The following is a 26,093-nucleotide window of genomic DNA, read 5'->3' on the forward strand; positions in this document are numbered from 1 at the left end:
ATCGGACGCGCGTACCAACACTTCGACCTCTGCCAGCTAAATTGAACCCTGTGCGGGCCTCATACAGAGCAATAGCGGTGACCATCCGCAGCCGGTGGCCCCTCTATATGCTCTCCATGCTCGCAGCCAATCTGATCGGCGCGGTACTGGTCTTTGCCTTCGTCCGGTACGGCGTGCCGATCCAGGAGTCCGACGCGATAGTTGCCGACCGGGTCCGCAACTTCGCGATCTTCGGCGTGTACCTGGCATTCGCCGGCGCCGTCAGCCTCACGGCGGCGGCGATGATGTTGAAGTCGGTCATTCGCTGGCGGCTGCGCGGGGGTCCACCCACGAGGTCCGAGCAGATGGCGGCACTGCACGCGCCGCTTCGCCAGGCCATCGTCCACCTGGTGCTGTGGATTCTGGGCGGCATCATCTTCGTGTTCCTGACCATCACCGAGATGCCCGGACTCGCGATCGCCGTGATCGTGACGGTCTGCATGGCCGCGACCACGACCTTCGGGTTCACCTACATGCTCGGTGAGCGCATTTTGCGTCCGGTCGCCGCCCAGGCCTTGAGCGAGGGCGAATTCGATCGGACCATGGCGCCTGGCGTCGGAACCCGGCTGGCGATGACCTGGGGTCTCGGCACGCTGATGCCCGTCGCAGGCATCATCTTGCTGTGCTCGACGCAGCTCACGACCGATCTCGAGTTCTCCCCCGACTCTCTCGCGTGGGCGATCCTGCTCATCTCGATCATGGCGATCGTGCAGGCCTTTGCGCTGTCGATGCTGACGGCTACCCAGATCTCCGATCCGATCCGCCAACTGCGACGCGCCATCGAGCGGGTGCAGCGCGGCGCCACCGACGTACGCGTCGAGGTGTTCGACGGCAGTGAGATCGGCCGGCTGCAGGTCGGCTTCAACCGCATGATGAAAGAGTCCGACGAGCGTCGTCTGCTGCGTGAGCTGTTCGGTCAGCACGTCGGCGAGGATGTGGCCCGGCGCGCGTTGAAGTTCGGTACCGAGCTGGGCGGCGAAACTCGATTCGTGGCAGTTCTGTTCGTCGACATGGTCGGATCCACCGGTGCCGCGGCCGAGCGCCCGCCGGGTGAAGTGGTCGAACTGCTCAACGAGTTCTTCCGTGTGGTCGTCGACGTCATCGATCGTCACCATGGTTTTGTCAACAAGTTCATGGGTGATGCAGCGCTCGCCATCTTCGGTGCACCACTCGATCGACCCGACGCTCCGACGGCAGCCCTCGCTGCGGCTCGCGAGCTGCGGTTCAAGCTCAACGACATCACCGGCCTCGACGTCGGAATCGGTGTGAGCGCGGGGCTCGCGGTCGCCGGCAACATCGGTGCTGCCGAACGTTTCGAGTACACCGTGATCGGTGATCCGGTCAACGAGGCGTCACGGCTCACCGAGCTCGCGAAACTTCGGCCCAGCCGGGTGCTGGCGTCGACGAGCGCGTTGTACTTCGCCGACGAAGAGGAACAGGCCGAGTGGGAACTCGGCGAGCAAGTCCAACTGCGTGGGCGCCGACGACTGACGCATCTGGCGTGGCCCGAAAAGTATCCAGAGGTCGATCCGGATCAAATTGGTTAGGGTGAGTCGATGGCTCAGCCTGGAAACACCCCACGGCGACTGAGACGACCACGCTCGCCCGTGGCCGAGACCAGTCGGGCCAGAGGGCGCTTCTGGTGGTTGAAGTGGCTGCTCGGGGTGGCTCTGATCGCTCTTCTGATCGTCGAGGGAATCATCCTGTGGCCTCGTCTCAACGAGTACTGGCAAGCTCTCACCGAAATCCATTGGGGTTGGGTGGCTGCCTGTGTAGCCGCCCAGGCGGTGTCCCTCAGCGGTTACGCGTCCGTTCAGCAGCGCCTTCTCAACGCGGCAGATGTTGTCGCCGGTCACCTCAAGAACCTCTCGGTCATCTACGCCAGCACGGCGATGGCGTTGACGTTGCCTGCCGGCCAGGTCTTCTCGACAGCGTTCACGTACAAGCAGACTCGAAAGTGGGGGGCGACGCCTGTAGTCGCGTCCTGGCAGTTGGCAATGTGCGGTGTCATCGCCGCCGCGACTCTGGCACTCCTCGGTGCCACTGGCGCAGTGGCGTTCGGCACCAAAGTCAGCCCGGTGACGCTGACGATTTCGCTCGTCGGCATGGCGGCACTGTTTCTGGCGTTGCGATACGTAGCCCAGAATCCCGGCAGCATCGAACGCATCGGGCACCGAGTTCTGGCGCTGTACAATCGTTCCCGCAAAAACCCGACCGGGCGCGGTATGCACCGTTGGTCCGAAATTCTCAAGCAACTGGACTCGGTTGAACTCAGTCGGACCGACACTGCGGTTGCCTTCGGATGGTCGGCAGTTCACCGAGTTGCCGACGTCCTCTGTCTCGGTTTCGCTTGTTGGGCAGTAGGAGCCGATCCGTCCTTCGCCGGCCTGCTGATCGCGTTCACAGCGGCGAAAGCGGTGGGCAGTATTCCCCTCATGCCGGGCGGTCTAGGCTATGTCGAGCCCGTGCTCATCACAGCACTGACCATGGCGGGCTCTACCTGGGCGCAAGCCGCAGCAGCGGTATTCGTTTATCGGATAATCAGTTTCGTACTTGTCGCTCTGGTGGGATGGCTCGTCTTCCTCGTGTCATTCCGTGCAACCCACCACGAAGACCTCGAGATGGACCTCGAGTTCGAACGCCGCGAACAGCCGGGCGTCTAGCGTCGCAACGCTGCCGCCATGTCGTCGAGGTGTGCCCGGCTGATCCGAACGGCTGCCTCCGCGTCGCCGGCTTCGATGGCGTCCACCAACATTCGATGTTCGTCCGCGTCGGGCTGGCTGTGGGGATGCAGGTCCAGAACCGCGATCAACTCGATCAACGCCGCCCGCAGACGCGGTACAAAGGTCTCGAAGAGTTCCGACAGCACGGGATTGTGTGCCGCGTCCACCACTGCTCGGTGGACGGCGATGTCGGCGTCGACGAACGCTGCGTCGCCAGAGTGCGCTGCGGCAGTTCTACCGTCGAGCGCTTGCCGCAGAGCCGCGACGTCAACGGCATCGCGCCGCTGCGCGGCGAGGCGAGCTGCTTCGATCTCGACCGCGTTGCGCACCTCGACGACGTGAAGGATCGCCTCGGCTTCGAGCACTCGGGGCCACTGATCCGGAGGCGTCGTACTCCGTAGGAAGACCCCGGCGCCCTGCCGCGATTCGAGCATGCCGAGGCCCGCGAGAGTCCGCACTGCTTCCCTGATAGTGGACCGCCCGATACCCAACTGCGCAGCAAGAGTGGTTTCACCTGGAAGTTTGGCGCCGACTTCCCATTCACCGCTCACGATCCGCGCGCGTAGCAACTCCGCGGCCTGGTCGGTGAGCAGCCGACGCTCGACGATCGGGGACACGTGAACTCCTCAGGTTGTCTGATAAGTGATTTCGTTCTAGTGTAGCCCGCATGGCTACAGGAGCACTCCTTCTCGACTGCCGCGGCGGGGCCTGAAAGACCGGCACCCCTCCGCGGGGTTTCGCCATGCCGGTCTCTCGACTCGACCGCAGGAGAAACCGAAGATGAGTACTACCCGAGCCAACCGCTGGAACAACCAGAAGCCGTCACCCATGCCGTCCGAGCGCTATCGCGCCGCGTGGGATCGCGTCGACATTCCGACTTTCGAGCGGACGTGGCCGTCCAATCGCACCACCGCGGCGCCCCTGTGGGTGCCCGTCGATCTGCGTGACGGCAACCAAGCCCTCGCAGAACCGATGGACCCCGAACGCAAGCGTCGAATGTTCGAACTGATGGTGGCAATCGGCTACAAGGAAATCGAGGTCGGCTACCCCTCCGCGAGTCAGACCGATTTCGATTTCGTTCGCGACCTGGTGCGCTTCGATCTCGTTCCCGACGACGTCACTATCGTCGTATTCACTGCCGCGCGTACGGATTTGATCGAACGGACATATCAATCGATCGAGGGGCTGCCTGACGCGGTTGTCCACATGTACACGGCGACTGCGCCGACGTGGAGAAACGTCGTTCTCGGCAAGGAGCGAGAAGAGTTGCACGACATGATTTTCCGCGCCGCGCAAGACGTTGCTCGTGGCGGCGAAGGCCACGACGGCTGGCGATTCGAGTTCTCACCCGAGGTCTTCAACCTCACCGAACCCGACTACATCCTGCAGGTCTGCAACAGTCTCACCGAACTCTGGGACGCCAGCCCCGATCGCCCGGTCATCCACAACCTCCCTGCCACAGTCGAAATCGCCACCCCCAACATCTATGCCGATCAGATCGAATACATGCACCAGAATCTGGCCCGACGCGATTCGGTGATCCTCTCGGTCCACCCGCACAACGACCGCGGCACCGGCGTTGCGTGCGCCGAACTGGCAGTGCTGGCCGGCGCGCAGCGCGTCGAGGGATGCCTGTTCGGCAACGGCGAGCGGACGGGCAACGTCGACCTGGTCACACTGGGGCTGAATCTGCATGCACAGGGCGTCGATCCGGAAATCGACTTCTCCGACATCGACAAGATCCGTCGAACGGTGGAGTACTGCAACAGAATTCCCGTCCACGAACGCCACCCGTACGGCGGCGATCTCGTGTACACGGCATTTTCCGGAACCCACCAGGACGCGATCAAGAAGGGCTTCGCGCATCACTACGAGAGCGCGGAGGCTGCCGGCGTCGATCCGGGATCGGCGCCTTGGGCGGTCCCTTACCTGCCGATCGACCCCGCCGACGTCGGCCGCGACTACCAGGCAGTCATTCGTGTGAACAGCCAGTCGGGCAAGGGCGGAATCGCATATCTGCTGCAGACCGAGTACGGGATCGAACTCCCCCGGCGCCTGCAGATCGACTTCGCCTCGCGGGTGCAGCTCGAAACCGACGACTCGGGCACCGAAATGACCGCCGACCAGCTGTGGAAACTGCTGCTGCGCGAGTATGGGTACAACGGAGGAGTGCGTCGGTACTCACTGGAACACACCGCCGACGGTGATCAGTTGTTCGTTGCCATCGATCGCGACGGGCGCGAGGTCACCGCCGCGGCCAGTGCGTCCGGGCCGGTCGAGGCATTGAGCAAAATCCTGACCGAACAGGGCTCAGCCGTCGAGGTCGTCTCGCTCACCCAGCATTCACTGCCCCGCAACCCGAATTCTTCCGGGAGTGCGAATTCGGCAGTCACCATTGCAGAGTGCGTGGTGAACGCCGAAGGGCGCTGGGGCATTGCGGTGCATCAGTCGGTGACAGCGTCGGCGCTTCACGCGGTCTACGCCGCAAGCACAAACACTGTGATGCAGCTCACATGATCTTGCGGAAGGATTTCCTGGGGTCCATAGTTGAAGCTACAAGAACTTGAACATTCAACTACTTATTCAGGAGCTTCCATGACCACCGCAACCTTGCCCGCATTGACCGCCGGAACCTGGGTCATCGACACCGTCCACTCCACTGTCGGATTCTCGGTTCGCCACCTCATGGTTTCCAAGGTTCGTGGAACGTTCGACGAGTTCTCCGGAACGATCACCGTTGCCGAAGACGGAACCCCCGCCGTCGAGGCCGAGATCTCCGTGGACTCCATCAACACCAAGAACGAGCAGCGCGACGGCCACATCAAGTCCGCTGACTTCTTCGACGTCGAGAAGTTCCCGAAGGCCACCTTCAAGTCCACCGCAGTGCGCTCCAAGGGCAGCGACTTCGTCCTCGCCGGCGACTTCACGCTCCACGGCGTCACCCGCGAGGTCGAGCTGAACCTCGAGTTCAACGGCGTCAACCCGGGCATGGGCCAGGGCCCCGTCGCAGGATTCGAAGCCACCACCGTCATCAACCGCAAGGACTTCGACATCTCCATCGAGATGCCCCTCGAAGGCGGCGGAGCAGTTGTCGGCGACAAGATCACGATCACCCTCGAGATCGAAGCCGGCCTCCAGGCCTAACAGCACTGTGCGCCTTTATTAACCGCCCGCGGTTAATAAAGGCGCACAGTCGTATGGTGTGAGCGTGAAGAAGTACGCACCATTCCTGCTGATCGACGCCATTCTTGTCATAATCTTCTGCGCGATAGGGCGCCGTACCCACGAAGAAGCCAATGCGCTCGCCGGTCTGGCGAAGACATCCTGGCCCTTCCTGACCGGCCTGGTGATCGGATGGGCTGCCACGTTCGCGCTCTACCGCGACAAGTTCAACGCCGTTCTCCTTGTTCCCACCGGCGTTGTCGTTTGGCTCGGCGCCGTCGTCTTCGGGATGATCCTGCGAGTGTTGAGTGGCCAGGGCACCCAGTTCAGCTTCATCGTCGTCGCGACGCTGGTCCTCGGCGCGTTCCTTCTCGGTTGGCGCGCACTCGCTCCGCTGGTAGTGAGAATCCGCACCAAGTCGTAACCAAACTCCACGGCTCGGAACCACCCGAAATGCCCGAGCACGTAGGACACTTTTCGGATGAGCAACACTACGGAGCCCGTCGAACGTAGCGAGAAGGAAGACCGGGGGTTCTTCGGCCAACCCTTTGCGCTGGCGAACCTGTTCGGCGTCGAGATGTGGGAGAGATTCTCCTTCTACGGGATGCAAGGCATCCTCATCTACTACCTGTACTACAGCGTCAGCGACGGCGGCCTCGGCATCAGCCAGGCGGCAGCGACCAGCATCGTCGGCGCGTACGGCGGCACCGTCTACCTGTCGACGATTCTCGGGGCGTGGGTGGCCGACCGACTGCTCGGCTCCGAGCGCACGCTCTTCTACAGTGCTTCGCTGGTGATGGCCGGCCACATCGCACTGTCGGTTCTTCCCGGCATGTGGGGTGTCGGCGTCGGCCTCGTCATGGTCGCCTTCGGCAGCGGCGGCTTGAAGGCCAATGCGACCTCTCTGGTCGGAGATCTCTATTCCGAACAGGATGTTCGCCGCGACGCCGGATTCTCCATCTTCTACATGGGCATCAACATCGGCGGTCTTGTCGGTCCGCTGCTCACCGGAGCCGTCCAGGACGCCTGGGGATTCCACGCCGGTTTTGCTCTCGCTGCCGTCGGCATGGCGCTCGGCCTGATCCAGTACACGCTGGGCCGCAAGCATCTTCACGGAATCGGTGCCGAACCCGGCAACCCGTTGCCCGCGGACAAGCGCGCACTCTACATCGGGATCGGCATTGCCGCGATCGTCGTCGTCGCGGTCGCCCCCGTCACCGGCTTGATCACGGCGGACAACATGTCCGACGTCGTTGTCGGACTCACGATCGTCGCGTCGGTCGGTTACTTCCTCCTCATGCTCACCAGCAAGAAGGTCACCAAGGTCGAACGCAGTCGAGTCTTTGCGTTCATCCCGATGTTCATCGCGAGCGCGGCCTTCTGGTCGCTGTTTCAGCAGCAGTTCACCACCGTGCCGGTGATCTCAGACAAGCTCCTGGACCGCAATCTCTTCGGTTGGGACTTCCCGCCGACGTGGGTACAGTCGATCAATCCGGTGTTCATCATCATCTTTGCCGGTGTGTTCGCAGCGATGTGGACCAAACTCGGTGACCGTCAGCCGTCGTCGCCGATCAAGTTCGCGCTCGGTACCGGCACGATGGGTCTGGCGTTCCTGGCGTTCATCCCGATCACCGGGGGCGGACCGAACAGTGCACCGCTCCTCGGCCTTGCCGGTGTGCTTCTGCTCTTCACCTTCGCCGAACTCTTCCTGTCCCCCGTCGGCCTTTCCCTTGCAACCAAACTCGCGCCCGAGCATTTCCACACTCAGATGGTGGCGTTGTTCTTCTTGTCCGTTGCATTGGGTTCTTCGATGGCGGGAACCTTGGCCGGTTACTTCGACATCGACGACAGTCGCCCGTTCTTCCTGATCATCGGTTTCTCGTCGATCGGAATCGGAGTGATTCTTGCTCTTGCCTCGCCGTGGATCAAGAAGCTGATGCAGGGCGTGAAGTAGACGGGCTCACTTCACCCACAACCACAGAGCCAACACGAATCCCGCTATCGCTACTGCCACACGCAGTACCGATGGCGGGATTTTCTTGACGACGGGCGGGCCACACCAACCTCCGGCCAACGCGCCGAGCGCCATCGCCAACGCGGCCACCCAATGCACCTGTCCGGAGAAGGCGAAGATGAGTGCAGCCACAAGATTGGCGATGCCGAGAAAGAAACTCTTCAGGATCGTTGCACGCCACACCGTTTCGGAAGTGAGGATGAGCGTCGCAGCCAGGAAGATGACTCCGGCACCGGCACCGAAATAGCCGCCGTAAACCGCGACGGCAAACAGTGCTGCCGAGTAGATTCCGGGGCGGTCACCGCCGCCGGACAACTCACGAATCTTCGGTTGCAGCAGCAGCGCGAGCGAGGCGAACACGACCATCGCCGGCACAACGGATTCGAACGAACCTTCCGGTGCCAGCCACAGGATGAGGGCACCGATGATGCCACCGGCCGCCGAATAGAGAGACCAGCGAACAAGTTTCGGACCGGTATCGGCAACTTCACGGGACGAGTTCGCCAACGCTCCGACGCCGACGGCCACCAACGCGACGGTATTGGTCATGTTCGCGCTGACCGGTGAGAGCCCGACGCTCAGCAGCGCCGGATACGAAACGATCGATGCAAGACCGGTGACAAAACCGACTAGACCGCTGAAGAAACCCGCTACGACGAGGAAAAGGAAATCGAGCAGGTTCACGAACCAGGAATCTACTCGCGGTGCCCGCTACTACTTGTCGGCAGGCTTGCCGAGTTCCTGGAAGAGCTTGTCCGTCATCTGCATTGCTCGATCGCCGCCGTCGGCGTCTGCGACGAACACCGCGAACGCGAAGTCTCCGCGTGATCCGTAGAACCAGCGATCGTCACCGCTCGCTGCACCGGCCGCCATCATGTCCGGGTACCCAGCCAGTCCGCCGGCACCTCGCATGGCGTCACGCAGACGATTGTTGACGTCGCCGGGCAACGCCGTCGGCGTGACGTCGGCGGTAGCCGGTTGTCCGAAGACCATCATCGGCATCGGGGCACTGCCGCGGGCGATCGATGCCGCGAGCATCGCCATTCCGAACGGAGTTACCGTCGGTGTGCTCGCGTCGTTGGACGTCTTGTTGGCCATGACGTTGTTCATCGCCTGGTCCACGCCGGGGCGGTTCGCGGCAAGCACTGCTGTCTGCTGTTCGAGTCCCTGAATGTGGAAGCCGTTGCCGAGTCCGAGTTGCTGCCCGGTGTCTGCCAACTGCTCGGGTGACACGGCGCCGGGGTCGACGCCGTTCTGCATCGACGATGCGAGACGGACCAGATCGAGGGCGCCGCCGGCCGGGCGCAACCCGGTGAAGGCGATCGGGCCCTGTTCGATGGCCTGATTGTTCTGTGCGGCAGCCAGAATGGCGCCGTCCGACGGGCGGATCGCGACGATGGCCGCAGGAGTACCTGCACTGACGACAGCTTCGATCGCGGCGAGTTGAGCGTGCGAGTCGAGGGTCGCGGCGACGTCGGGGCCGGGAGGTCCTTGGAAGCCGGCTTGCTTGATCGGGAATCCGTTGGGCTCGACCAGATTGACCGCCCAACCGGCGGTGGCGTCGCGATTGGCCTGCCACACGGTCCGCAGTGGGTCCAGCAACGGCGAGTTGATTCGACGGTCGGAGGCGATCAGCTTGGGTGTCTTGACCACGACGACGCCGGGGATCGCAAAATCGCTTTCCAGGTAGGCGTAGTCGGGATCGCGGAGCAATACGGCGGTGACGGGCTTGCCGGGGTTTGCGGCGAGGTCGGCCAACATCGACTCCGAAGTGACCAACGGTGCGACAGGTTCGAGCACCGTGGCGAGGCGACGAGTGGTGTCGACGGGGTCCGGCATGGTGGCCGGGTCGAGAGTGATCGCGTTGATGGTCTGCTCGTTCATGAGCAGGGTGCCGGTGCTGTCGACTACCTTCGGCGGCGCTGCGTCCGTGCGGGTGTACGAAACGGTGCGACCGTTGCCGAGGTCGGGGACGAGGACCGACGGGTCCCAGGACACACGCCAGCCGACCGACAGATCACGAACCTCACCCTGCGACTGGTAGCTCCAGTCCTTGCCTTCGCCGAAGTTCCAGGACGCGTCGAGTGTGAAGAGTCCGGAGTCGCTACCCAGATCCATGACCTGAGCGACGTCGAAGTCGGTGGACTTGGCGGCCAGTCCGTCGAACATCTGCTGGATCGACGGCCGCGCCGCGTTGGGGTACGACGTGAGCGCCGCAGCAGCTTCGGCGTCGTGGTTGTTGAGGGCGGTGACGAAGTCCTCCACCACCGAGGCGGCGTCGGATTTCTTCTCCCCACCGATGACACACGACGCGAGCGCCACTGTCAGAACGACAGCAGTTATCGACGCAACGACATATTTTCCACGACGGTTGTGCTGTCCTCCGGGCCCCATGCATGTAACTCTTTACTTCTGTCACACGAGTAACAAGCACGGGATGCCTACGAACGTGTCACGGTTGAGCTACGACGGTGTGATCCAACTGCAACGGAAAACAGGTTTCAGCGCAGAAAAGTGCCCGCTACCTGCACTGCAGGCGAAGAGCTGTCCGCACCCGCGATGAATACCGCAAATGCGAGGTCTCCCTTGATTCCGACAAACCACCCATGTGCCGGGCCACCCTCGGTTTCGGCCGTGCCGGTCTTGCCGAGAAGCCCCGGAATGTCCTGCAACGACGTCGCCGTACCGCCTGTGACGGTCTCGCGCATCATCACCCGCAACTGTTCGGTCACCTCCGCGGGAGCCGGTGCAACGGTGTGATCTGCCACGCCGGGCTGTCCCTTGACCAACATCGGCGCGGGTGTCGTTCCGTTGGCGATCGAGGCCGCCACGAGAGCCATCCCGAAGGGCGTGGCGGTCACCGTGCCCTGTCCGATCGCGGACTCGACGCGTTCGGCGGGGGTGTTCGCGTCAGGGACGTTGCCCGTCACCGTCGTGAGTCCGGGGGTGACGTAGTCGACGCCGAGCCCGAACTGCAGCGCCGCTTTGTGCAAAGCATCGGCGGGCAGACCGACGGCCATCCTCGCCATTGTGGTGTTGCACGACTTCGCGAACGCGGTGTGCAGCGGAACCGATCCGAGGTCGAACTCGTCGTCGTTGGGAATCTGACGGCCCTCGATGTTCTCGGTACCCGGGCACGGCAGAACGGTGTCCGGTGTAGCGACGCCGGCTTGCAGGGCCGCGGACGTCGTCACGGTCTTGAACGTCGAACCCGGTGGGTACAGGCCGGTCAGAGCGATCGGGCCCTGTGCGTCGGCGGGGGCGTTCTGGGCCACCGCCAACACCGCTCCGGTCGACGGCTGCAGCGCAACGATCGCCGCCTGTTGTGTCACCCCGGCGAGCGCATTCTCGGCCGCGAGTTGCATCGGTCGGTCGATCGTTGTCGCGATGTTCGGAGCAACCGGCCCGTCTTGGCCGGCGACGGTGGTGACGGTTCCGTTCTGCTTCACCTGCTGTACCGCCCAGCCCGCGGACTTGTCCTGCCCCTCCTGCCACAGATCGGACAACCCACTGAAAGTCGGCGACGCCAGAGTTTTGTCCACCGAGAGCAACCGAGCCTGCGGCGCCAAGCTCACTCCGGGAATCGCCGCCAACCTCTCCTCGATCGGTGCAAGATCCTCGGCCCGCAAAGTGATTGCGGTGACCGGCTTCCCACTTGCCGACGCAAGATCGCCGCTCAGCGATGCCGCCGTGATCGTCGGTGCGACGGGCGAGAGAAGGGCCGCCACGGCTGCCGTGTCCACCGGGGGCACCGCGGCGGAATCGAGATTGACCAGCGTCACCACCTGCTGCTCCATGATCGGCTGGCCCGCCGCGTCCAGCACCGACGGCGGAGCACCGGTGGTGGGTGTGTAGCGCAAGGTCGTCGAGGAGGTCAGATCCGGAGCCAACAGCGCCGGGTCCCACTGAATCAGCCAGTTGTCCCCGCTTTTCGACGCGTTTCCCTGCGTCGAGTAGTTCCAGTCCTGACCTTCACCGAACTTCCACGCCGCATCGAGTGTGAACTTCCCCGCAGAATCACCGGACTCGGTGGCGTCGGAGACGGTGAATGTTCCCTCGTCCTTGCCCAGCCCGTCGATCAGAGCCGAAATCGCAGTCGACGCCGCCGCCGGATCGGTGGTCAGGGCTGCCGCCGCTTGCACGTCATCGGACGTGAGCGCGGAGGCGAACTCCTCTGCCACTGATTTCGGCTGGTCAGGGCCAGAACTGCAGGCAACTACCGATCCTGCGGCCAATGCCCCCAGAGCCACGGCAGCCACGGGACGACGGAAAGTTCGGAAGCTCTGACGAGCGTGTGAAAGGCGCACGACTCCGATCATGCCCGAATTTGTGGCGCCAGTTCGACTATCGGTGTAATCATGTAATCAGTGCAATAGATGCACGCCACACTCCACCAGCTCTCCGAGGAGAACGCCATGAAGAACTCACAAAACTCCGGCGACCGCAGGTTCGGCCGTCCCGGAGGTTGGCAACAGGCGTCGGTTCCCGACGCGAGTGATGCGTCCGACTGGTTTGCCGGTCGACTTCCAGATGACTGGTTCACCGGAACGGCCGACGTCCAGGTCGACCGCGAAGAAATCGTCGTGATCGGTGAACTCCCGGCAGTCGACGGTGGCGAGGCCGCCGCGGACGGAAGGATCTCACGCTTTCGCGAAACCACGCGCGCCGACCGGATGCGCATCGCCGACGAGGCCGAGGCTCGCTACGGGCGCAAGGTCGCCTGGGGTGTACGTCTGGACGAAAAGACCGTCCTGTTCACACATCTCGCAGTTCCGGTGATGACACGACTACGTCAGCCCGAACGCAAGGTTCTCGACACTCTGGTGGACGCGGGTGTTGCTCGTTCGCGAGCGGACGCCCTCATGTGGACAGTCCGGTTGGCGGGCAAGCACAGCGAACAATGGCTCACCGAACTCCGCGAAGCGATGTCGAAGGTCGACGACCTCCGATCCGAGGGTCCGAAAATCTGACGGCCCGAAAATCTGAGCACCGAACACCGACGAGACCGACAGCACAGAATAATTCGATTGCACGGGACCGTTCGAGTGTTCTAACCTGGAACACGAATCATTCCCGACAGAACAGGAAACGGGCCGTTGCTCCTCTAGAGGTTCATCACGCGAAGGCACTCGCACCCATCAGCACTTGCTGAGCCGGGCGCACAGTCCAAGCACCCTCTGGAGTACTCATGACCCAATCCCATCTTTCTCTGTCGCTCTCGGATCTCACCTTCATCTGGCCGGACGGCGAATCAGTCTTTTCCCACACCAATTTTGTATTCCCCAGTGGCCGTGTCGGTCTCGTGGGACTCAACGGATCGGGAAAGTCGACTCTGCTGCGATTGATCGCAGGAGAGCTCTCACCGGAATCCGGATCCGTGACCGCTTCCGGCGAGGTCGGCTACCTCCGTCAGGACATCACACTCGATCCGAGCGTTCGGGTGGATGACATCCTCGGTATCCACGAACTCCGAAACGCTTTGCACCGCATCGAAACCGGCGACGGCTCCGAATCCGACTTTGCGCTCGTGGACAACAACTGGGATATCGAGGAGAGCGCTCTCTCCACCTTGCATCGACTCGGCCTCGAGAAGGTGGTTCCGGATACCGCAGCATTGAGCCGAACTGTCGGCACCCTCTCCGGCGGAGAGACCGTCTTACTCGGCCTGACCGCAACGCTGCTGAAGAATCCACAGGTACTGCTCCTGGACGAGCCGACCAACAACCTGGACCGTGACGCTCGATCACGAGTTCATGCTGCAGTCCAACAGTTTCCGGGAACCGTGCTGATCGTCAGCCACGACCGGGAACTGCTCGACACCGCGGAGTACACGATCGAACTACGTCGGGGGGATCTACGCGTGTTCGGCGGCAACTACTCGCACTACCAGGAGGTCGTGACCGCTGAGCAGGAAAACGCACTCGCCACCGTTCGCGACGCCAAGGCCGATCTGGCAAAGCAGAGCCGCGAGCTGATCGACGCTCGAACGAAACTGGACCGACGTAAGCGCTATGGGCAGAAGATGTTCGAGAACAAGCGGATGCCGCCGATCATCGCGCAGACACGAAAACGTCAGGCCCAAGTTTCGGCGGGAAAGCTGGCCCTCAACCATATCGGGAAGGTGGACGAGGCCAAGTCTGTCCTGTCGGAGGCAGAGGAACTCCTTCGAGACGATCGCGAGATTCGTCTGGATCTGCCTGCTACAGAGGTTCATCCGGGGCAGCAGGTTGCGCGGCTCGACGAGGTGACGTTGCGGAGCGGCCAAGTGGTATCGCTCCAGATCACCGGGCCGGAGCGGATTGCGATAGTGGGACGCAACGGAATCGGCAAGACGACGTTGCTCGATGCACTCGCCGCGTCGACTCCGTTCGTAGCCTCTCGTGCGCTCCCCCAACGTCTCGACGTGTTCGACGAGGACCTCTCGGTGGCGGACAACGTCGCGTTGGCCGCGCCACACGCGACAGCCGAGGAAATTCGCGGGCAGTTGGCACGGTTCCTTTTCCGGGGAACGGATTCCGACGTATCGGCATCCGCACTCTCCGGCGGTGAACGATTGCGTGCGGCGTTAGCCACGATCCTGCTGGCCGAGCCCGCGCCCCAGCTGCTTCTTCTCGACGAGCCGACCAACAACCTGGACCTACCGAGTCTCGCCCACCTCACGCAGGCACTTTCCGATTTTCGCGGCGCCATGGTGGTGGTGAGTCACGATCTGCCGTTCCTTCGCGGCATCGGCATAACGCGATGGATCAGCATGGACGAGACTGGTATTCGAGACATCGATCCCGAGTAGGCCGACGGTTGACGCTGTCGGTGCTCGACGGTCTGGCCTACCGTGGGGCGATGTGCCTTCACCTCGACGCAACCGCCGCGCTGTCGCTCGCAGGTTGGGTTCGCGAAGAACCCACTCGATCGGCCTCTGCCCCAGTTCCGCAACCACTGGTCGGGGTTGTGACCAACTCGTAGTGTGGGCGAGTTCGTTCTCCGTACTTGCCAGCTCCGACGACCAGGTGTGGTTTCTCTCGGCGGAGAACTATGCCGGTGGCGTTGGCGTCAGCGATGAGGCGTTTCCCTGGAATGCGTTCCGGCACGAGAGCCTGGCGGTCGCTTCCGGGCCGGCGGAGCGCGCGGCGATCAACGCCTTCTGGTCCACTCACCTCCCGGTCCTGCTGTCGGTGCGCAATGGGTACGAGTACTTGGCGCTCGCACCCGACGGTCAGGTTGTCCGTGGAGGAGAGCCGGAGTTCGAGGAGGTCACCATCGTCGCCGCTGATTTCGAGGCTCTGATTCGGGGCATAGCCGCAGGCGTCAGCACTGCAGACCCCTCCACCGATGCATTGCTTGGAACAGTGGGTACTGCCCCGCCGGGCAGTGACCGGTAGCTCTGGGGGAGGCCGAGTTGACGGCCCGACTGTTCGTGAGAGTCCACGCCATCCGTCGAATGGGACCGGACGACTACTCGAGTTCACGTGCGTAGCAACTGGCACCCATACTGGACGGGTGTTGCACGACGTGAGAAATCCGGTGGACGGTGCGCGGATCACCTATCAGATCGTGGGCGATGGCCCACCCCTGTTGATGGTGCACGGCACAGCGTTGTCGCGCTCCATCTGGCGTGGCTTCGGGTACGTCAAGGCACTTCAGGAGCAATATCGTCTGATCCTCGTCGACATGCGGGGTCACGGACGCAGTGACAAACCACACGACTCCGATTCGTATGCAATGGATCTGGTGGTCGGCGATCTCCTGGAGATCCTCGACACGGAGTCTCCGTTCGAACCGGCACACGTCCTCGGATACTCGTTCGGCGGACGCTCGGTGATGTCGCTGACAGTCGAGCACTCCGAACGGGTGCGATCGCTGACCGTCGGGGGCGGTAGCAGCCGACCGATGACGGGCGCGTTCGACGCATTGTTCTTCCCGGGCTGCATCGACGTACTCGAAAGCGGCGGTATCGAGGGATTTCTGACCGGTTGGGGCGTGAGGCGCGGCAAACCGGTGGATCCTCAGACTGCGACTGCCTTCCGAATCAATGATGCCCTCGCGCTCGCTGCCTACATGCGCCGCGCAGAGAAGGAGCACGGCATCGACGACGCCGTGCTGCAACGGATCACCACACCGGCGTTGTTGTTCGTCGGATCGAGAGATCGCGAGCGCCTGCCGGATACCGAGCATCTCGCGTCGCTGATCCCGGACAGTGCCTTGACTGTGATCGAAGGGGCTGACCACGCAAGCGCAGTCGCAGACTCCGATGCTGTACTGCGTGCGCTCATTCCCTTCCTGAGCCGACAGTAGTCCACCTTCAACCGCTCACTACTGCGATGTGAGCACTCTCGACTCCAGCGCGGTCACCGGTGGTTGCCGCAAGTCCAAGCGCCTCAACAACTGGGCATTCGCGGCAACGACCACAGTGGATACCGACATCAGGATTGCTCCGACCTCCATCGGCAGCACGAACCCGACGGGCGCCAGTACTCCCGCAGCGAGAGGAACCGAGATCGCGTTGTATCCCGCTGCCCACCAAAGGTTCTGAACCATCTTCCGGTAGGTGGCGCGGGAGAGCTCGATGACCGAGCTCACCGAACGCGGATCATCGCTGGCCAGAACAACTCCCGCCGACGCGATCGCCACGTCGGTTCCGGCACCGATCGCGATGCCCACATCCGCCTGGGCGAGTGCCGGCGCATCGTTGACCCCGTCACCGACCATCGCCACGCGGTGGCCCGCAGCCTGAAGCCGAGATACCTGCGCTCCCTTGTCCTGCGGAAGCACTTCGGCGAAAACTTCGTCGATCCCGAGCCTGCGAGCCACCGAATGGGCCACGGCCTCCGCGTCTCCGGTGACCATGGCCACCCGCACACCGCGAGCATGGAGGGCGTCGACGGCCAATGCTGATTCCGGGCGAATCTCGTCGGCCAATGCCAATGCGCCGATTACCTTCTCGTCACGCACTACATGCAGGACGGTCGACCCGTCACTGAGCCACTCTTCGGTCCCCGGGATCGCGGTGGCCCCGACCGATCGCAGCATCCCCGGTCCGCCGACACCGACGCGTGCACCGGCGACGTCCGCAGCAACCCCGATCCCGTTGTGCGCCTGAAAGTCGGAACCCGAAGTGAATTCGAGCGACAACTCCCGCGCCGCCGCGACGACGGCGCGCCCGAGTGGATGTTCGCTGTCGAACTCGACGGCAGCCGCTGCGCTGAGAACGTCGTCGTCGGAATACCCGTCGACACCGCGTACACCGACCACTGCGGGCTCCCCCTTGGTGAGAGTGCCGGTCTTGTCGAAGAGAACGGTGTCTACGTTACGCATCGCCTCGAGGGCCATGCGGTCGGTGATCAAGATCCCAGCGCGAGCCGCCCGTTCCGTCGCGATTGAGACGACCAGTGGAATCGCCAACCCGAGCGCGTGCGGGCAGGCGATCACCAGAACGGTGATCGTCCGGGTGACTGCGCTCTCCGGGGTGCCCCAGATACTCCAGGCGATCGCGGTCAGCACTGCCGCGCCCAGTGCGTACCAGAACAGCAGAGCAGCGGCCTTGTCCGCCAACACCTGCGCGCGACTCGACGAGTTCTGGGCTTGTTCGACCAGGCGCCGGATACCGGCGAGCGCGGTGTCTTCTCCCACGGCGGTGACTCGAAGCCGAAGTGCCGAGTCGGTGGCTACCGTGCCGGCCACCACCTGATCTCCGACAGTCCGGCGGACGGTCTTCGACTCGCCTGTAATCATGGATTCGTCCATGTCGGCGCTTCCCTCGACCACCGTTCCGTCCGAGGGAACACGGGCGCCGGGACGAACTATCACCAGGTCGCCGGTCGCCAGAGCTGCGGTGGGCACGGTTTCCACCGATTCCCCCACCACCCGTTCTGCCTCGTCGGGCAGCAAAGCGGCAAGTGAATCCAAGGCGCTCGATGTCTGACTGAGCGAACGCATCTCGATCCAGTGGCCCAACAACATGATCACGATCAGAAGCGCGAGCTCCCACCAGAAATCGAGAGTGTGATCCACCCAGTGCAGACTCGCAGCCCATGACGCGAAGAAGGCCACGGTGATCGCGAGCGCGATCAACAGCATCATTCCCGGCTGCCGAGAACGGATTTCGGCAACAGCGCCGGTGAGGAACGGCTTGCCACCCCAGAAGTACATCACCGTGCCGAGTACCGGTGAGATCCATTCCACCAGAGAGTTTTCCGGCAGTGTGTACCCGACCAGATCAGCGAACATCGCGTCTGCCGCAACGACCGGAACCGCGATGACCAGCATGACTGCAAACAACGTCCGGAACTGTGCGACGTGATCCCCGTGACCACCGTGTGCCCCATGCTCCATCTGGCCATGGCTCATCTCGCTATGGTCCATCTGGCCATGGTCCATCTGACTGTGATCCATGTGGCGGTCATCCCCTCGCGTGTGATTGCAGCACAGCACCGGTCAAGCCATCAGCCTCGAACGTATGCCCAGGTAGCCACCCGAGCAAGGTCACGCGGCCAAGGCCTCCTGTTCAACTCCCCTTCAACATCGCTTCCATCTGAGTGATTTCCGCCTGCTGACCGGCAATGATCGCTTCTGCCATCTTCTCCGCCGACGGGTCGAGCCCGTTGTCGAGTTCGGTCTGGGACATGGTGATGGCACCCTTGTGGTGCTCGATCATCATCGTCAGCCACAACTTGTCGAACTCCGCGCCACTGGCATCGGTGAGGGCGGTCATGTCGTCGGCCGACATCATTCCCGGCATCTCGGCCATCTCGACGCCGTGTCCCGCGTGCGCCGACTCATCCATGCCCTCCATCGAACTCGACGAAGGCTCGGGGCGTCCCCACTCCGTCAACAATTCGGTCATCTGAGCCATCTCCGGGCCTTGCGCTGCCTCTATCTGCGCTGCAAGAGAGAGAAGTTCGGCATTGTCGGTTCGACCGTCGACCATCCTGGCCATGTTCAATGCCTGCGCGTGATGCGGGTACATCCCTTCGAGAAACTCGATGTCGGCAGCATTGACACCCGCAGGAATCTCCGACTGTGCTGCAACACTGGTTGTTTCGGAAGAATGGTTGATACTCTCCCCGGAGTTGTCCGAGCATCCGGCAATCAACAGTGCTGCCGCTGCCACAACCGGAACGAACCGCGCGGCGCTCTTCCTGACCGTCAAAGACATGTTTTCACTCCCGAGAATAGATTCTGTTCGATATGCACTGCACCACAATTGATTTGACAAGAATGCTGCACATGCACAGTTGCCACGTTACCGGCGAAAATCCACCGCGAAGCCCGATAACCGGCTCGAACAGGCTTCCTTCATCGAATCTTCACAGTCGAGTGGAAACCACCACGCGCCAGCAATGCAGACACGCAGTCGACTAACCTCGGTCTGATGAGCGCCGAACTACGACCTGGCGAGGAACCGGGGCGCGTTCTTGTCGTCGACGACGAGACTGCCCTCGCCAAGGTTGTCGCCAACTATCTGACACGCGAAGGATTCACCGTGCGCCTCGCCCACGACGGGCCGAGCGCAGTACGTTCGGTGCGCGAATTCGAGCCCGCGCTGATCGTGCTCGACCTGATGCTCCCGGGCTTCGACGGTCTGGAAGTCTGCCGGCGGATCCGTACGTTTTCCGACGCGTACGTCCTGATGCTCTCCGCCCGCGGTGACGAGTCGGACAAGGTGACCGGACTGGCAGCTGGCGCAGATGACTACGTGGTCAAACCCTTCGGCCCCCGCGAGTTGGTTGCGCGAGTGAAAGCACTGCTCAGACGGCCACGTGCGTCGAGCATGCTGCCGGAAGCGCTGCCGACGCCACCCGGTCTCGACATCGACGTCCTCGCCCGCACCGTGCATGTCGACAACCGCCCGGTCGATCTCACACCCACCGAGTTCGCGTTGCTCTCCGCCCTCGCTACCCGACCTGACGCCGCCTGGAGTCGAGCAGACATCATCGCCTCGGTGTGGGGGTCGCCCTGGTTCGGGGACCAACACATCGTCGACGTCCATGTCCGTGCATTACGCCGCAAACTCGGCGACGACGCGACCGATCCTCGGTTCATCAGAACCGTCAGGGGCGTCGGATACTCCCTGAGGTCGTCATGAACGCGGTCGTCATGAACGAGGTCGTCATGAAGAAACTCGGGCTACGCGGAAAACTGCTGCTGGCGCAGCTTGTCGTCCTGTTCGTCTCCTGCCTCGCCATCGCCGCAGTCGCCATTGCCGTCGCTGCCCCGCTCTTTCACAACCACCTCATGATGGCCGGCATCGAAGACTCGAATGTCCGTACCCACACCGAAGAGGCATTCGCTCAGACCATGACCATTGCACTGTTGTGCGGGATCGCGGTCGCACTGGTGGGCGCAAGCATCGCCGCGGTCTACATCGTCCGACGCATCACGGCCCCGATCTCAACGCTGGCGGAGGCGGCTCAAAGCGTCGCAGACGGGAACTTCGACGTGACTATCGGCAGGTCCGACGTAGATGCCGATTTCACGCGTCTCGAAACTGCCTTTGCCGACATGGCGGCACGCCTTGATCATTCGGATCGGGTCCGCAAACGCCTGCTTGCCGATCTTGCCCACGAATTACGCACTCCGCTATCGACTTTGGCTGCGTACGTGGACGGCATCGAGGATGGCGTCCTCCCCACGGACAACTCTTCATGGTCGGTGATGCGCGATCAACTCGAAAGACTGCGTCGGCTCTCTTGCGATCTGGCGGACGTCTCCGCGGCCGACGAACACGCTCTCGAACTCGATCGCCGAGACGAGAAGATCGACGACATCGTTTGCAGCGCAACGGCAGCAGCGGCGCCACGTTTCGCCGATCGTGGAGTCGAATTGACGACCGCGCTACCTCCGCAACCGATCACGGCCGAGGTCGATCGCCAACGAATCGAACAGATCCTCGCCAATCTGCTCGAAAACGCGTTGCGGCACACTCCGAGCGGAGGTTCGGTGAGGGTGACACTCGCACGGGAAGGTGACCACCTCTCGGTGTCCGTCACCGACACCGGTGACGGAATTCCCGCAGACCAACTCGAATCAGTTTTCGACCGTTTCCATCGCGGTGATCGATCCGACGGTTCCGGTTTGGGGCTCACGATTGCGCGCAGCCTCGCGCTCGCACACGGCGGCGATCTGTCGGCGCTCCGAAACGAGCAACCTCTCGGCAGCACGCTGATCCTCACCTTGCCGACAGGTTTCAGGCTGCCGCTTTGAACGGATCGTGCTCGGCGATCAGCTTCTCGAGTCGAGCCTCGTCCACTCGAACCCTGACTGTGGATGCCTCCTGCTGATCACGAATCACCTTGGCCAACGTGAACGTACTGGTGACCAAGAACAGCAAGGACATTCCGAGAAATCCGCGTTGCCACGCATCGATCGGAAGATACGCAATTCCGAGGAGGGTGCCGACAAAACTGACGGCAAAGGCTATTCCGGCCTGAAGATAGAAGGCTGCAGTGGTCTTCGAGGGTGTTGTCGGTGTGCTCATGCTTCGAAGTCTGCTCGCCCATCCCGGCACTCGGATGCGTAGTCCTACTCGAGTGCGCTCGGTACTTCCCCGGCAAAAATCAGATGCCGTTACCCATCCTGGTGGATAGTCTCGGTCCGGTATCCGGAGTTGTTCCAGAACAGTCAGACGGCAGGAGTGATCGATGACCCGCAGACATATAGCCATGGTGAGCATTCCGGCACCGGGCCACGTCAATCCGAGCCTGGCGATCATCGCGCGTCTCGTCGCCGCCGGTCACCGCGTCACCTATGCCAACGACGAGTCGATGCGTGAGATCATCGAGGCGACCGGGGCCGAATTCGCACCGTACGTCTCCACGCTGCCCAGCCTCGTCCCTTCTCCCGACGGCGCCGAACCCGAGAAGAGCTGGGACGGGGATCTGATCGATCAGTTGACGATTTTCCAGGACGATTACGAGTCGATGCTGCCGCAGCTACGCCGAATCTACGAAGACGATCGCCCTGACCTCTTTCTCTACGACATCGCCGGCATTCCGGCACGAATACTGGCTCAGTAGTGGGGCGTTCCCATCATCCAGTTGTCGCCGACGTACGTTGCCTGGGACGGTTACGAAGCCGACGCCGCACCGATGTACGACGAAATTCGTTCCGATCCGAGAGGCGTCGACCTGCTCGATCGGGAGACCCGGTTCTTCCGCGCCGAAGGCGTCGAGGTCGATCCGCGTGAGTTCACCGGACGCCCACCCCGTGCAATCGTGCTGATCGCAGAATCGATGCAGCCCAACGCCGAACGCGTGAACCGCGACGTCTACACGTTCGTCGGCCCCGCACTCGAACCGAGCAGTCAACCTTGGGTGAACCCGGATCCCGAACGCAAGCTCTTGTTGATCTCGCTGGGTTCAGCATTCACCGATCATCCGGATTTCTACCGCACCTGCGTCGAGGCTTTCGGCCAGATGGACGGCTGGCACGTCGTCCTCCAGATCGGAAAGCAGGTGCAGATCTCAGATCTCGGACCATTGCCCGACAACGTCGAAATACACCGTTGGGTACCGCAGTTCGCAATTCTGCAGCAGGCCGACGCGTTCGTGACCCACGCGGGTATGGGCGGATCCAGCGAGGGACTGGTGACCGGGACACCAATGATCGCAGTGCCGCAAGCCGTCGATCAGTTCGGCAACGCCGACTCGCTCGTCGACGCCGGTGTCGCAGTACGCGTCGACAGCGCTACCGTCACGGCAGTAGAGCTTCGTGAGGCGCTGACTCTGGTGAGCGCCGACGAGTTCCGCCGACGCAGCACGGAGTTGGCAGAAGAACTCGCAGCGGCGGGCGGTGTGTCCCGTGCCGTCGAATTGATCGAAGCCGCTCTACCCGGCAGCGGGCCCAGATAATGTCTGCTACCAGTGCCAGGCGTCGCCGCCCACGTTCTTGATGGTTCGCTGCAGCACAGTGATGGTGGTGACAAACTCCTCTTCGGTGATTCCCTGCATCCGCTCTTCCTGCAGCATCTGCTGTACCCGCGCGGCGCGATCGAACTGCTCGGAGCCCGCACCAGTCAGGCGAAGGACAGACCCGTCTTCGCGCGCCCACCCCAGTTCGAGGGCAGAGTCGACGGCGTCATCGATCACGTCGGTGGATTCGTTCGGACCGATCGTCCGCAAGAGGACAGCACGCTCCACCCCTTCAGGGTGCAGCGAAAGTTGGTGCAGGACCCACCACCCCGGCTGGGTGACGCCGATCGCTTCGAGTGCTCCGCGCGTGCGCGTGCGAATCGCTTCACCGGCTCGCGCGGTCCAGAATCCGATCGGCTGGTTGGCCGGTGGCTGCATCGCTTGTTTGTTCATGCACACGACGATAAAACCTCAACGGAAGTTCAGGTCAACCACCAGTGAGGTGAAGTTCTACATATGTTGCGTGATTGCTCGGCCGATAATGCGGGCGGCGTCGGGGAACTCACCCGGGTTCGGTCCGGCGTAGTTGAGCCGCAAGAACTTTCCAGTCGGTTCTGCCGGGAACCAATCGTCACCGGCCCCGACGATGACGCCGGCCGACCGGCAGTCCTGCACCACGCGTTCGACGTTCGTGGTGTCCGGGAGCCGAAGCCAGAGGTTGAGTCCGCCTTTCGGTACGGCGTCGAGGTGAGCGTCCGGTGCGTGCTCGCGCAGACTCGAGACGAGGAGGTCGCGTCTGGCCTCGAGTTGGTGACGAAGCCTACGCAAGTGCGTTCGCCAGGCCGGTTGGGTCACGACGTCGAGCGCTACCGCTTGCAGCATCCCGCTGACATACATCGAATCTGCCTGTGTATCAGCCAGAATCCGCTCGTACGCCGGACCCCGAGCGATCAATCCGGCAACTCGCACCGATGGGGACACGCTCTTGGTCAGCGCACGAAGGTAGACGACGTGACCGCTGTCGTCTCGTGCAGCGATGGGGCTGGGATCTGCGGTGATTCCGAAGTCGAGCGCCGAACTGTCCTCGATGAGGAATGCGCCGTGCCGACGGACGGTGTCGAGAACCTTGTCAGCCAACGACGGCGACCACAGCGCTCCCGTCGGACTCGCGAAGCTCGGTTGTGCGTAGAACGCACGGGCACCGGTCTGTTCGAATGCACGCGAAAGCTCTTCAGGATCAGGACCGTTGGCGCCGCTGGAAATCGGAATGACCGTGACTCCAGCCTGCGCGGCGGCCAGGATCGCTCCCCAGTAGGTCGGCGATTCCATGAGCAACGGACGCCCCTCCCCCACCAACGCGCGAAAGGACGTCGCAAGCCCACCCTGGCTGCCGGGAAGTACAACCACGTCGTTCGGCCCCGGCGGAGTGATCCCGGCAGGAGTGGCGGAACCCAATTCGGAGGCAAACCAGGACTGCAGTTCCGGAAGCCCGGCAGCGAGGGGCCGATTGAACACGGCGTCGGTTCGCGTCGCCCTGGTGAAGGCTGCACGAACCAGACCTTCCGGCAACAGCTCTCGGGCCGGATAGCCGGAATGCAGCGCGATCACGTCGTTGGAGGTGGACTGCAGCGCCATGGGCAGCTGCAGACGATAGTTCGGCGATCCAAGCGCCGCTGTCTGCCACCCGTAGTCGTTGGGTCGCACGACGCGCGCCGCGCGCACGAAGGTCCCCACACCGGGACGAGCCTCCACAACCCCCTGAGATACCAGTGTTCGCAGCGCCTTCTGCACGGTGACCGGACTCGCCCCGTGCAGGCTGACGAGCGACCGAGTGGACGGAAGCTTCGCGCCTGGAGGAGCCGTCGCGATCCACTCACGCAAGGCTGCGACAATCCTCGAACTGCTATCATTGGACATGTCGAATCATAGTAGCGCTACTCCTCTTTCGCCGCTAGCGCTATCGCGAATCAATGTCCGTTTCCAGACCGAACCCTGAGGCGCCCTTCTCATCTGAAACACAACTCGCCCACCCGAACCGGAGAGGTACGTAACCGCGTGAACACACCCATCGATCAGGCCCGCAAGCTCGAGAATGTCAGGTACGACATCAGAGGGCGAATTCTCGACAAGACCGAAGAACTCGAGGATCAGGGACACACGATCCTGCGACTCAACGTCGGCAATCCGGCCCCCTTCGGGTTCGAAGCTCCGGACGAAATCATGATGGCCATGATCCGCAATCTCCCTACCGCGCAGGGATATTGCGATTCTCGCGGACTGTATTCGGCGCGCACTGCGGTGGTCCAGTACTACCAGACGCGGGGTATCACCGACGTCACCGTCGACGAGATCTATCTCGGAAACGGTGTGTCCGAACTGATCACCCTGACGATGCAGGCCCTCTGCAATCCAGAGGACGAGATCCTGATTCCCGCTCCCGACTATCCCTTGTGGACGGCTTCGGTTTCACTTGCCGGCGGCACGCCCGTCCACTACCTCACCGATGAAAGCCAAGGCTGGGCACCGGACTTCGACGATCTGGAAGCTCGGATCACGCCGCGCACCCGAGGGATTGTCGTCATCAATCCCAACAATCCGACGGGCGCCGTCTACTCGACGGAGGTGCTGCAACGCTTCGTGGATCTAGCGCGCAAACACGATCTGATGCTCTTCGCCGACGAGATCTACGAAAAGATCGTCTACGACGGCCGATCCATGACAAACCTTGCGACGATGACCGGGCGAGACGTTCTGTGTCTGACGTATTCGGGACTGTCCAAGGCCTACCGCGTGTGCGGATTCCGAGCCGGATGGCTGGCCATCACCGGACCACTCGAGCGGGCGTCGAGCTTCATCGAAGGCATCAAATTGCTGGCCAACATGCGAATGTGTGCCAACGTGCCGGCGCAGCACGCTATCCAGACTGCACTCGGCGGACGCCAGTCCATCGAGGACCTGTTGCTCCCACAAGGTCGGCTGACGGCCCAGCGCGATCTCGCACACACCACGCTCAACAGCATCGACGGGATCAGTTGCCAACAGGCCGACGGGGCGCTGTACCTGTTCCCCAAGCTCGACGTCGACAAGTTCGGCATCGTCGACGACGAGAGGTTCGTTCTCGATCTACTGGAATCGGAGAAGATTCTTGTCAGCCACGGTCGCGCGTTCAATTGGATCGAACCCGATCACTTCCGGTTGGTGACTCTCCCCAACACCGACGATCTCTCGACGGCACTCGAGCGACTCGGCAACTTCCTCAGTTCCTACAGCCAGTAGCCCTGGGTACCGGGCCCACATACGACTGAACGC

At 62.6% G+C, this 26,093-nt stretch carries 22 protein-coding genes and 1 pseudogene; 14 read left to right on the top strand and 9 right to left on the bottom strand.

Annotated elements, in window-relative coordinates:
* The first annotated feature begins 107 nt into the window (after positions 1-107).
* Positions 108-1,586, top strand: a complete 1,479-nt coding sequence (locus ABH939_RS10810; protein ID WP_003945952.1) for an adenylate/guanylate cyclase domain-containing protein — start codon at positions 108-110, stop codon at positions 1,584-1,586.
* A 9-nt stretch (positions 1,587-1,595) separates the two neighbouring features.
* Complete coding sequence (locus ABH939_RS10815; protein WP_042920288.1) at positions 1,596-2,702, top strand: YbhN family protein; 1,107 nt, start codon at positions 1,596-1,598, stop codon at positions 2,700-2,702.
* Here ABH939_RS10815 and ABH939_RS10820 read toward each other — a convergent pair.
* Complete coding sequence (locus tag ABH939_RS10820; protein WP_007734477.1) at positions 2,699-3,379, bottom strand: FadR/GntR family transcriptional regulator; 681 nt, start codon at positions 3,377-3,379, stop codon at positions 2,699-2,701. The genes ABH939_RS10815 and ABH939_RS10820 overlap by 4 nt on opposite strands.
* A gap of 163 nt (positions 3,380-3,542) precedes the next feature.
* Here ABH939_RS10820 and ABH939_RS10825 point away from each other — a divergent pair, with 163 nt between their 5' ends.
* The 4 genes from ABH939_RS10825 (at position 3,543) to ABH939_RS10840 (ending at position 7,878) form a co-directional block, all read left to right on the top strand.
* A complete protein-coding gene (locus ABH939_RS10825; RefSeq protein ID WP_333836427.1) occupies positions 3,543-5,279 on the top strand; it encodes a 2-isopropylmalate synthase in 1,737 nt (578 codons plus the stop codon).
* 78 nt (positions 5,280-5,357) lie between these two features.
* The gene (locus ABH939_RS10830; RefSeq protein WP_003945643.1) at positions 5,358-5,906 is read left to right on the top strand and encodes a YceI family protein; all 549 of its coding nucleotides are present in this window, start codon (positions 5,358-5,360) and stop codon (positions 5,904-5,906) included.
* A 64-nt stretch (positions 5,907-5,970) separates the two neighbouring features.
* A complete protein-coding gene (locus tag ABH939_RS10835) occupies positions 5,971-6,348 on the top strand; it encodes a DUF3054 domain-containing protein (RefSeq protein WP_042453523.1) in 378 nt (125 codons plus the stop codon).
* A 57-nt stretch (positions 6,349-6,405) separates the two neighbouring features.
* On the top strand, positions 6,406-7,878 hold the full coding sequence (locus ABH939_RS10840) for a peptide MFS transporter (RefSeq protein WP_404649611.1): 1,473 nt from the start codon (positions 6,406-6,408) through the stop codon (positions 7,876-7,878).
* 6 nt (positions 7,879-7,884) lie between these two features.
* Here ABH939_RS10840 and ABH939_RS10845 read toward each other — a convergent pair whose 3' ends face one another.
* From ABH939_RS10845 to ABH939_RS10855, 3 genes are all read right to left on the bottom strand, one after another.
* Entirely contained in the window at positions 7,885-8,622 is a 738-nt protein-coding gene (locus ABH939_RS10845) for a sulfite exporter TauE/SafE family protein (RefSeq protein ID WP_003945554.1), read from the bottom strand.
* Between the two features lie 30 nt (positions 8,623-8,652).
* Positions 8,653-10,332, bottom strand: a complete 1,680-nt coding sequence (locus ABH939_RS10850; RefSeq protein WP_064443164.1) for an NTF2-like N-terminal transpeptidase domain-containing protein — start codon at positions 10,330-10,332, stop codon at positions 8,653-8,655.
* Positions 10,333-10,439: 107 nt separating this feature from the next.
* Positions 10,440-12,257, bottom strand: a complete 1,818-nt coding sequence (locus ABH939_RS10855) for a penicillin-binding transpeptidase domain-containing protein (protein WP_404649612.1) — start codon at positions 12,255-12,257, stop codon at positions 10,440-10,442.
* A gap of 96 nt (positions 12,258-12,353) precedes the next feature.
* On the opposite strand from ABH939_RS10855, the gene ABH939_RS10860 reads away from it, so the two are divergent.
* The 4 genes from ABH939_RS10860 to ABH939_RS10875 all read left to right on the top strand — a co-directional run bounded on the left by ABH939_RS10860 (position 12,354) and on the right by ABH939_RS10875 (position 16,230).
* Positions 12,354-12,908, top strand: a complete 555-nt coding sequence (locus ABH939_RS10860; RefSeq protein ID WP_003945732.1) for a hypothetical protein — start codon at positions 12,354-12,356, stop codon at positions 12,906-12,908.
* 218 nt (positions 12,909-13,126) lie between these two features.
* Complete coding sequence (locus ABH939_RS10865; protein ID WP_162114325.1) at positions 13,127-14,728, top strand: ABC-F family ATP-binding cassette domain-containing protein; 1,602 nt, start codon at positions 13,127-13,129, stop codon at positions 14,726-14,728.
* Positions 14,729-14,900: 172 nt separating this feature from the next.
* Positions 14,901-15,317: a hypothetical protein gene (locus ABH939_RS10870; RefSeq protein WP_404649613.1), complete on the top strand. Its 417-nt coding sequence runs from the start codon at positions 14,901-14,903 to the stop codon at positions 15,315-15,317.
* Positions 15,318-15,459: 142 nt separating this feature from the next.
* On the top strand, positions 15,460-16,230 hold the full coding sequence (locus ABH939_RS10875) for an alpha/beta fold hydrolase (RefSeq protein WP_003945805.1): 771 nt from the start codon (positions 15,460-15,462) through the stop codon (positions 16,228-16,230).
* 18 nt (positions 16,231-16,248) lie between these two features.
* Here the strand turns inward: ABH939_RS10875 and ABH939_RS10880 are convergent, their stop codons facing one another.
* Both ABH939_RS10880 and ABH939_RS10885 read right to left on the bottom strand, forming a co-directional pair.
* Positions 16,249-18,297, bottom strand: coding sequence for a heavy metal translocating P-type ATPase (locus tag ABH939_RS10880; protein WP_231782968.1), 2,049 nt, complete (start codon positions 18,295-18,297; stop codon positions 16,249-16,251).
* A 142-nt stretch (positions 18,298-18,439) separates the two neighbouring features.
* Positions 18,440-19,090: a DUF305 domain-containing protein gene (locus ABH939_RS10885; protein ID WP_404649614.1), complete on the bottom strand. Its 651-nt coding sequence runs from the start codon at positions 19,088-19,090 to the stop codon at positions 18,440-18,442.
* 216 nt (positions 19,091-19,306) lie between these two features.
* On the opposite strand from ABH939_RS10885, the gene ABH939_RS10890 reads away from it, so the two are divergent.
* Both ABH939_RS10890 and ABH939_RS10895 read left to right on the top strand, forming a co-directional pair.
* Entirely contained in the window at positions 19,307-20,020 is a 714-nt protein-coding gene (locus ABH939_RS10890; protein WP_003945526.1) for a response regulator transcription factor, read from the top strand.
* Positions 20,017-21,138, top strand: a complete 1,122-nt coding sequence (locus tag ABH939_RS10895) for a cell wall metabolism sensor histidine kinase WalK (RefSeq protein WP_158646396.1) — start codon at positions 20,017-20,019, stop codon at positions 21,136-21,138. The genes ABH939_RS10890 and ABH939_RS10895 overlap by 4 nt, the downstream gene beginning before the upstream one ends.
* Here ABH939_RS10895 and ABH939_RS10900 read toward each other — a convergent pair.
* Positions 21,122-21,412 carry a YiaA/YiaB family inner membrane protein gene (locus tag ABH939_RS10900; RefSeq protein WP_003945505.1) on the bottom strand — a complete coding sequence of 97 codons (291 nt, stop codon included), beginning with the start codon at positions 21,410-21,412 and terminating at the stop codon, positions 21,122-21,124. The genes ABH939_RS10895 and ABH939_RS10900 overlap by 17 nt on opposite strands.
* A 163-nt stretch (positions 21,413-21,575) precedes the next feature.
* Between ABH939_RS10900 and ABH939_RS10905 the strand changes: the two are divergent.
* Positions 21,576-22,784 (top strand): annotated as a pseudogene (locus ABH939_RS10905) (macrolide family glycosyltransferase).
* A 6-nt stretch (positions 22,785-22,790) separates the two neighbouring features.
* Here the strand turns inward: ABH939_RS10905 and ABH939_RS10910 are convergent.
* Positions 22,791-23,237 (bottom strand): hypothetical protein, encoded by a 447-nt coding sequence (locus ABH939_RS10910; protein WP_116057186.1) that lies wholly within the window; start codon positions 23,235-23,237, stop codon positions 22,791-22,793.
* 57 nt (positions 23,238-23,294) lie between these two features.
* Positions 23,295-24,701: a PLP-dependent aminotransferase family protein gene (locus ABH939_RS10915; RefSeq protein ID WP_042452643.1), complete on the bottom strand. Its 1,407-nt coding sequence runs from the start codon at positions 24,699-24,701 to the stop codon at positions 23,295-23,297.
* Positions 24,702-24,839: 138 nt separating this feature from the next.
* On the opposite strand from ABH939_RS10915, the gene ABH939_RS10920 reads away from it, so the two are divergent.
* Positions 24,840-26,060, top strand: a complete 1,221-nt coding sequence (locus ABH939_RS10920; protein ID WP_003945423.1) for a pyridoxal phosphate-dependent aminotransferase — start codon at positions 24,840-24,842, stop codon at positions 26,058-26,060.
* Positions 26,061-26,093 lie beyond the last annotated feature (33 nt).

The sequence above is a fragment of the Rhodococcus sp. 27YEA6 genome, from assembly GCF_044908235.1.
GTDB lineage: Bacteria > Actinomycetota > Actinomycetes > Mycobacteriales > Mycobacteriaceae > Rhodococcus_F > Rhodococcus_F qingshengii.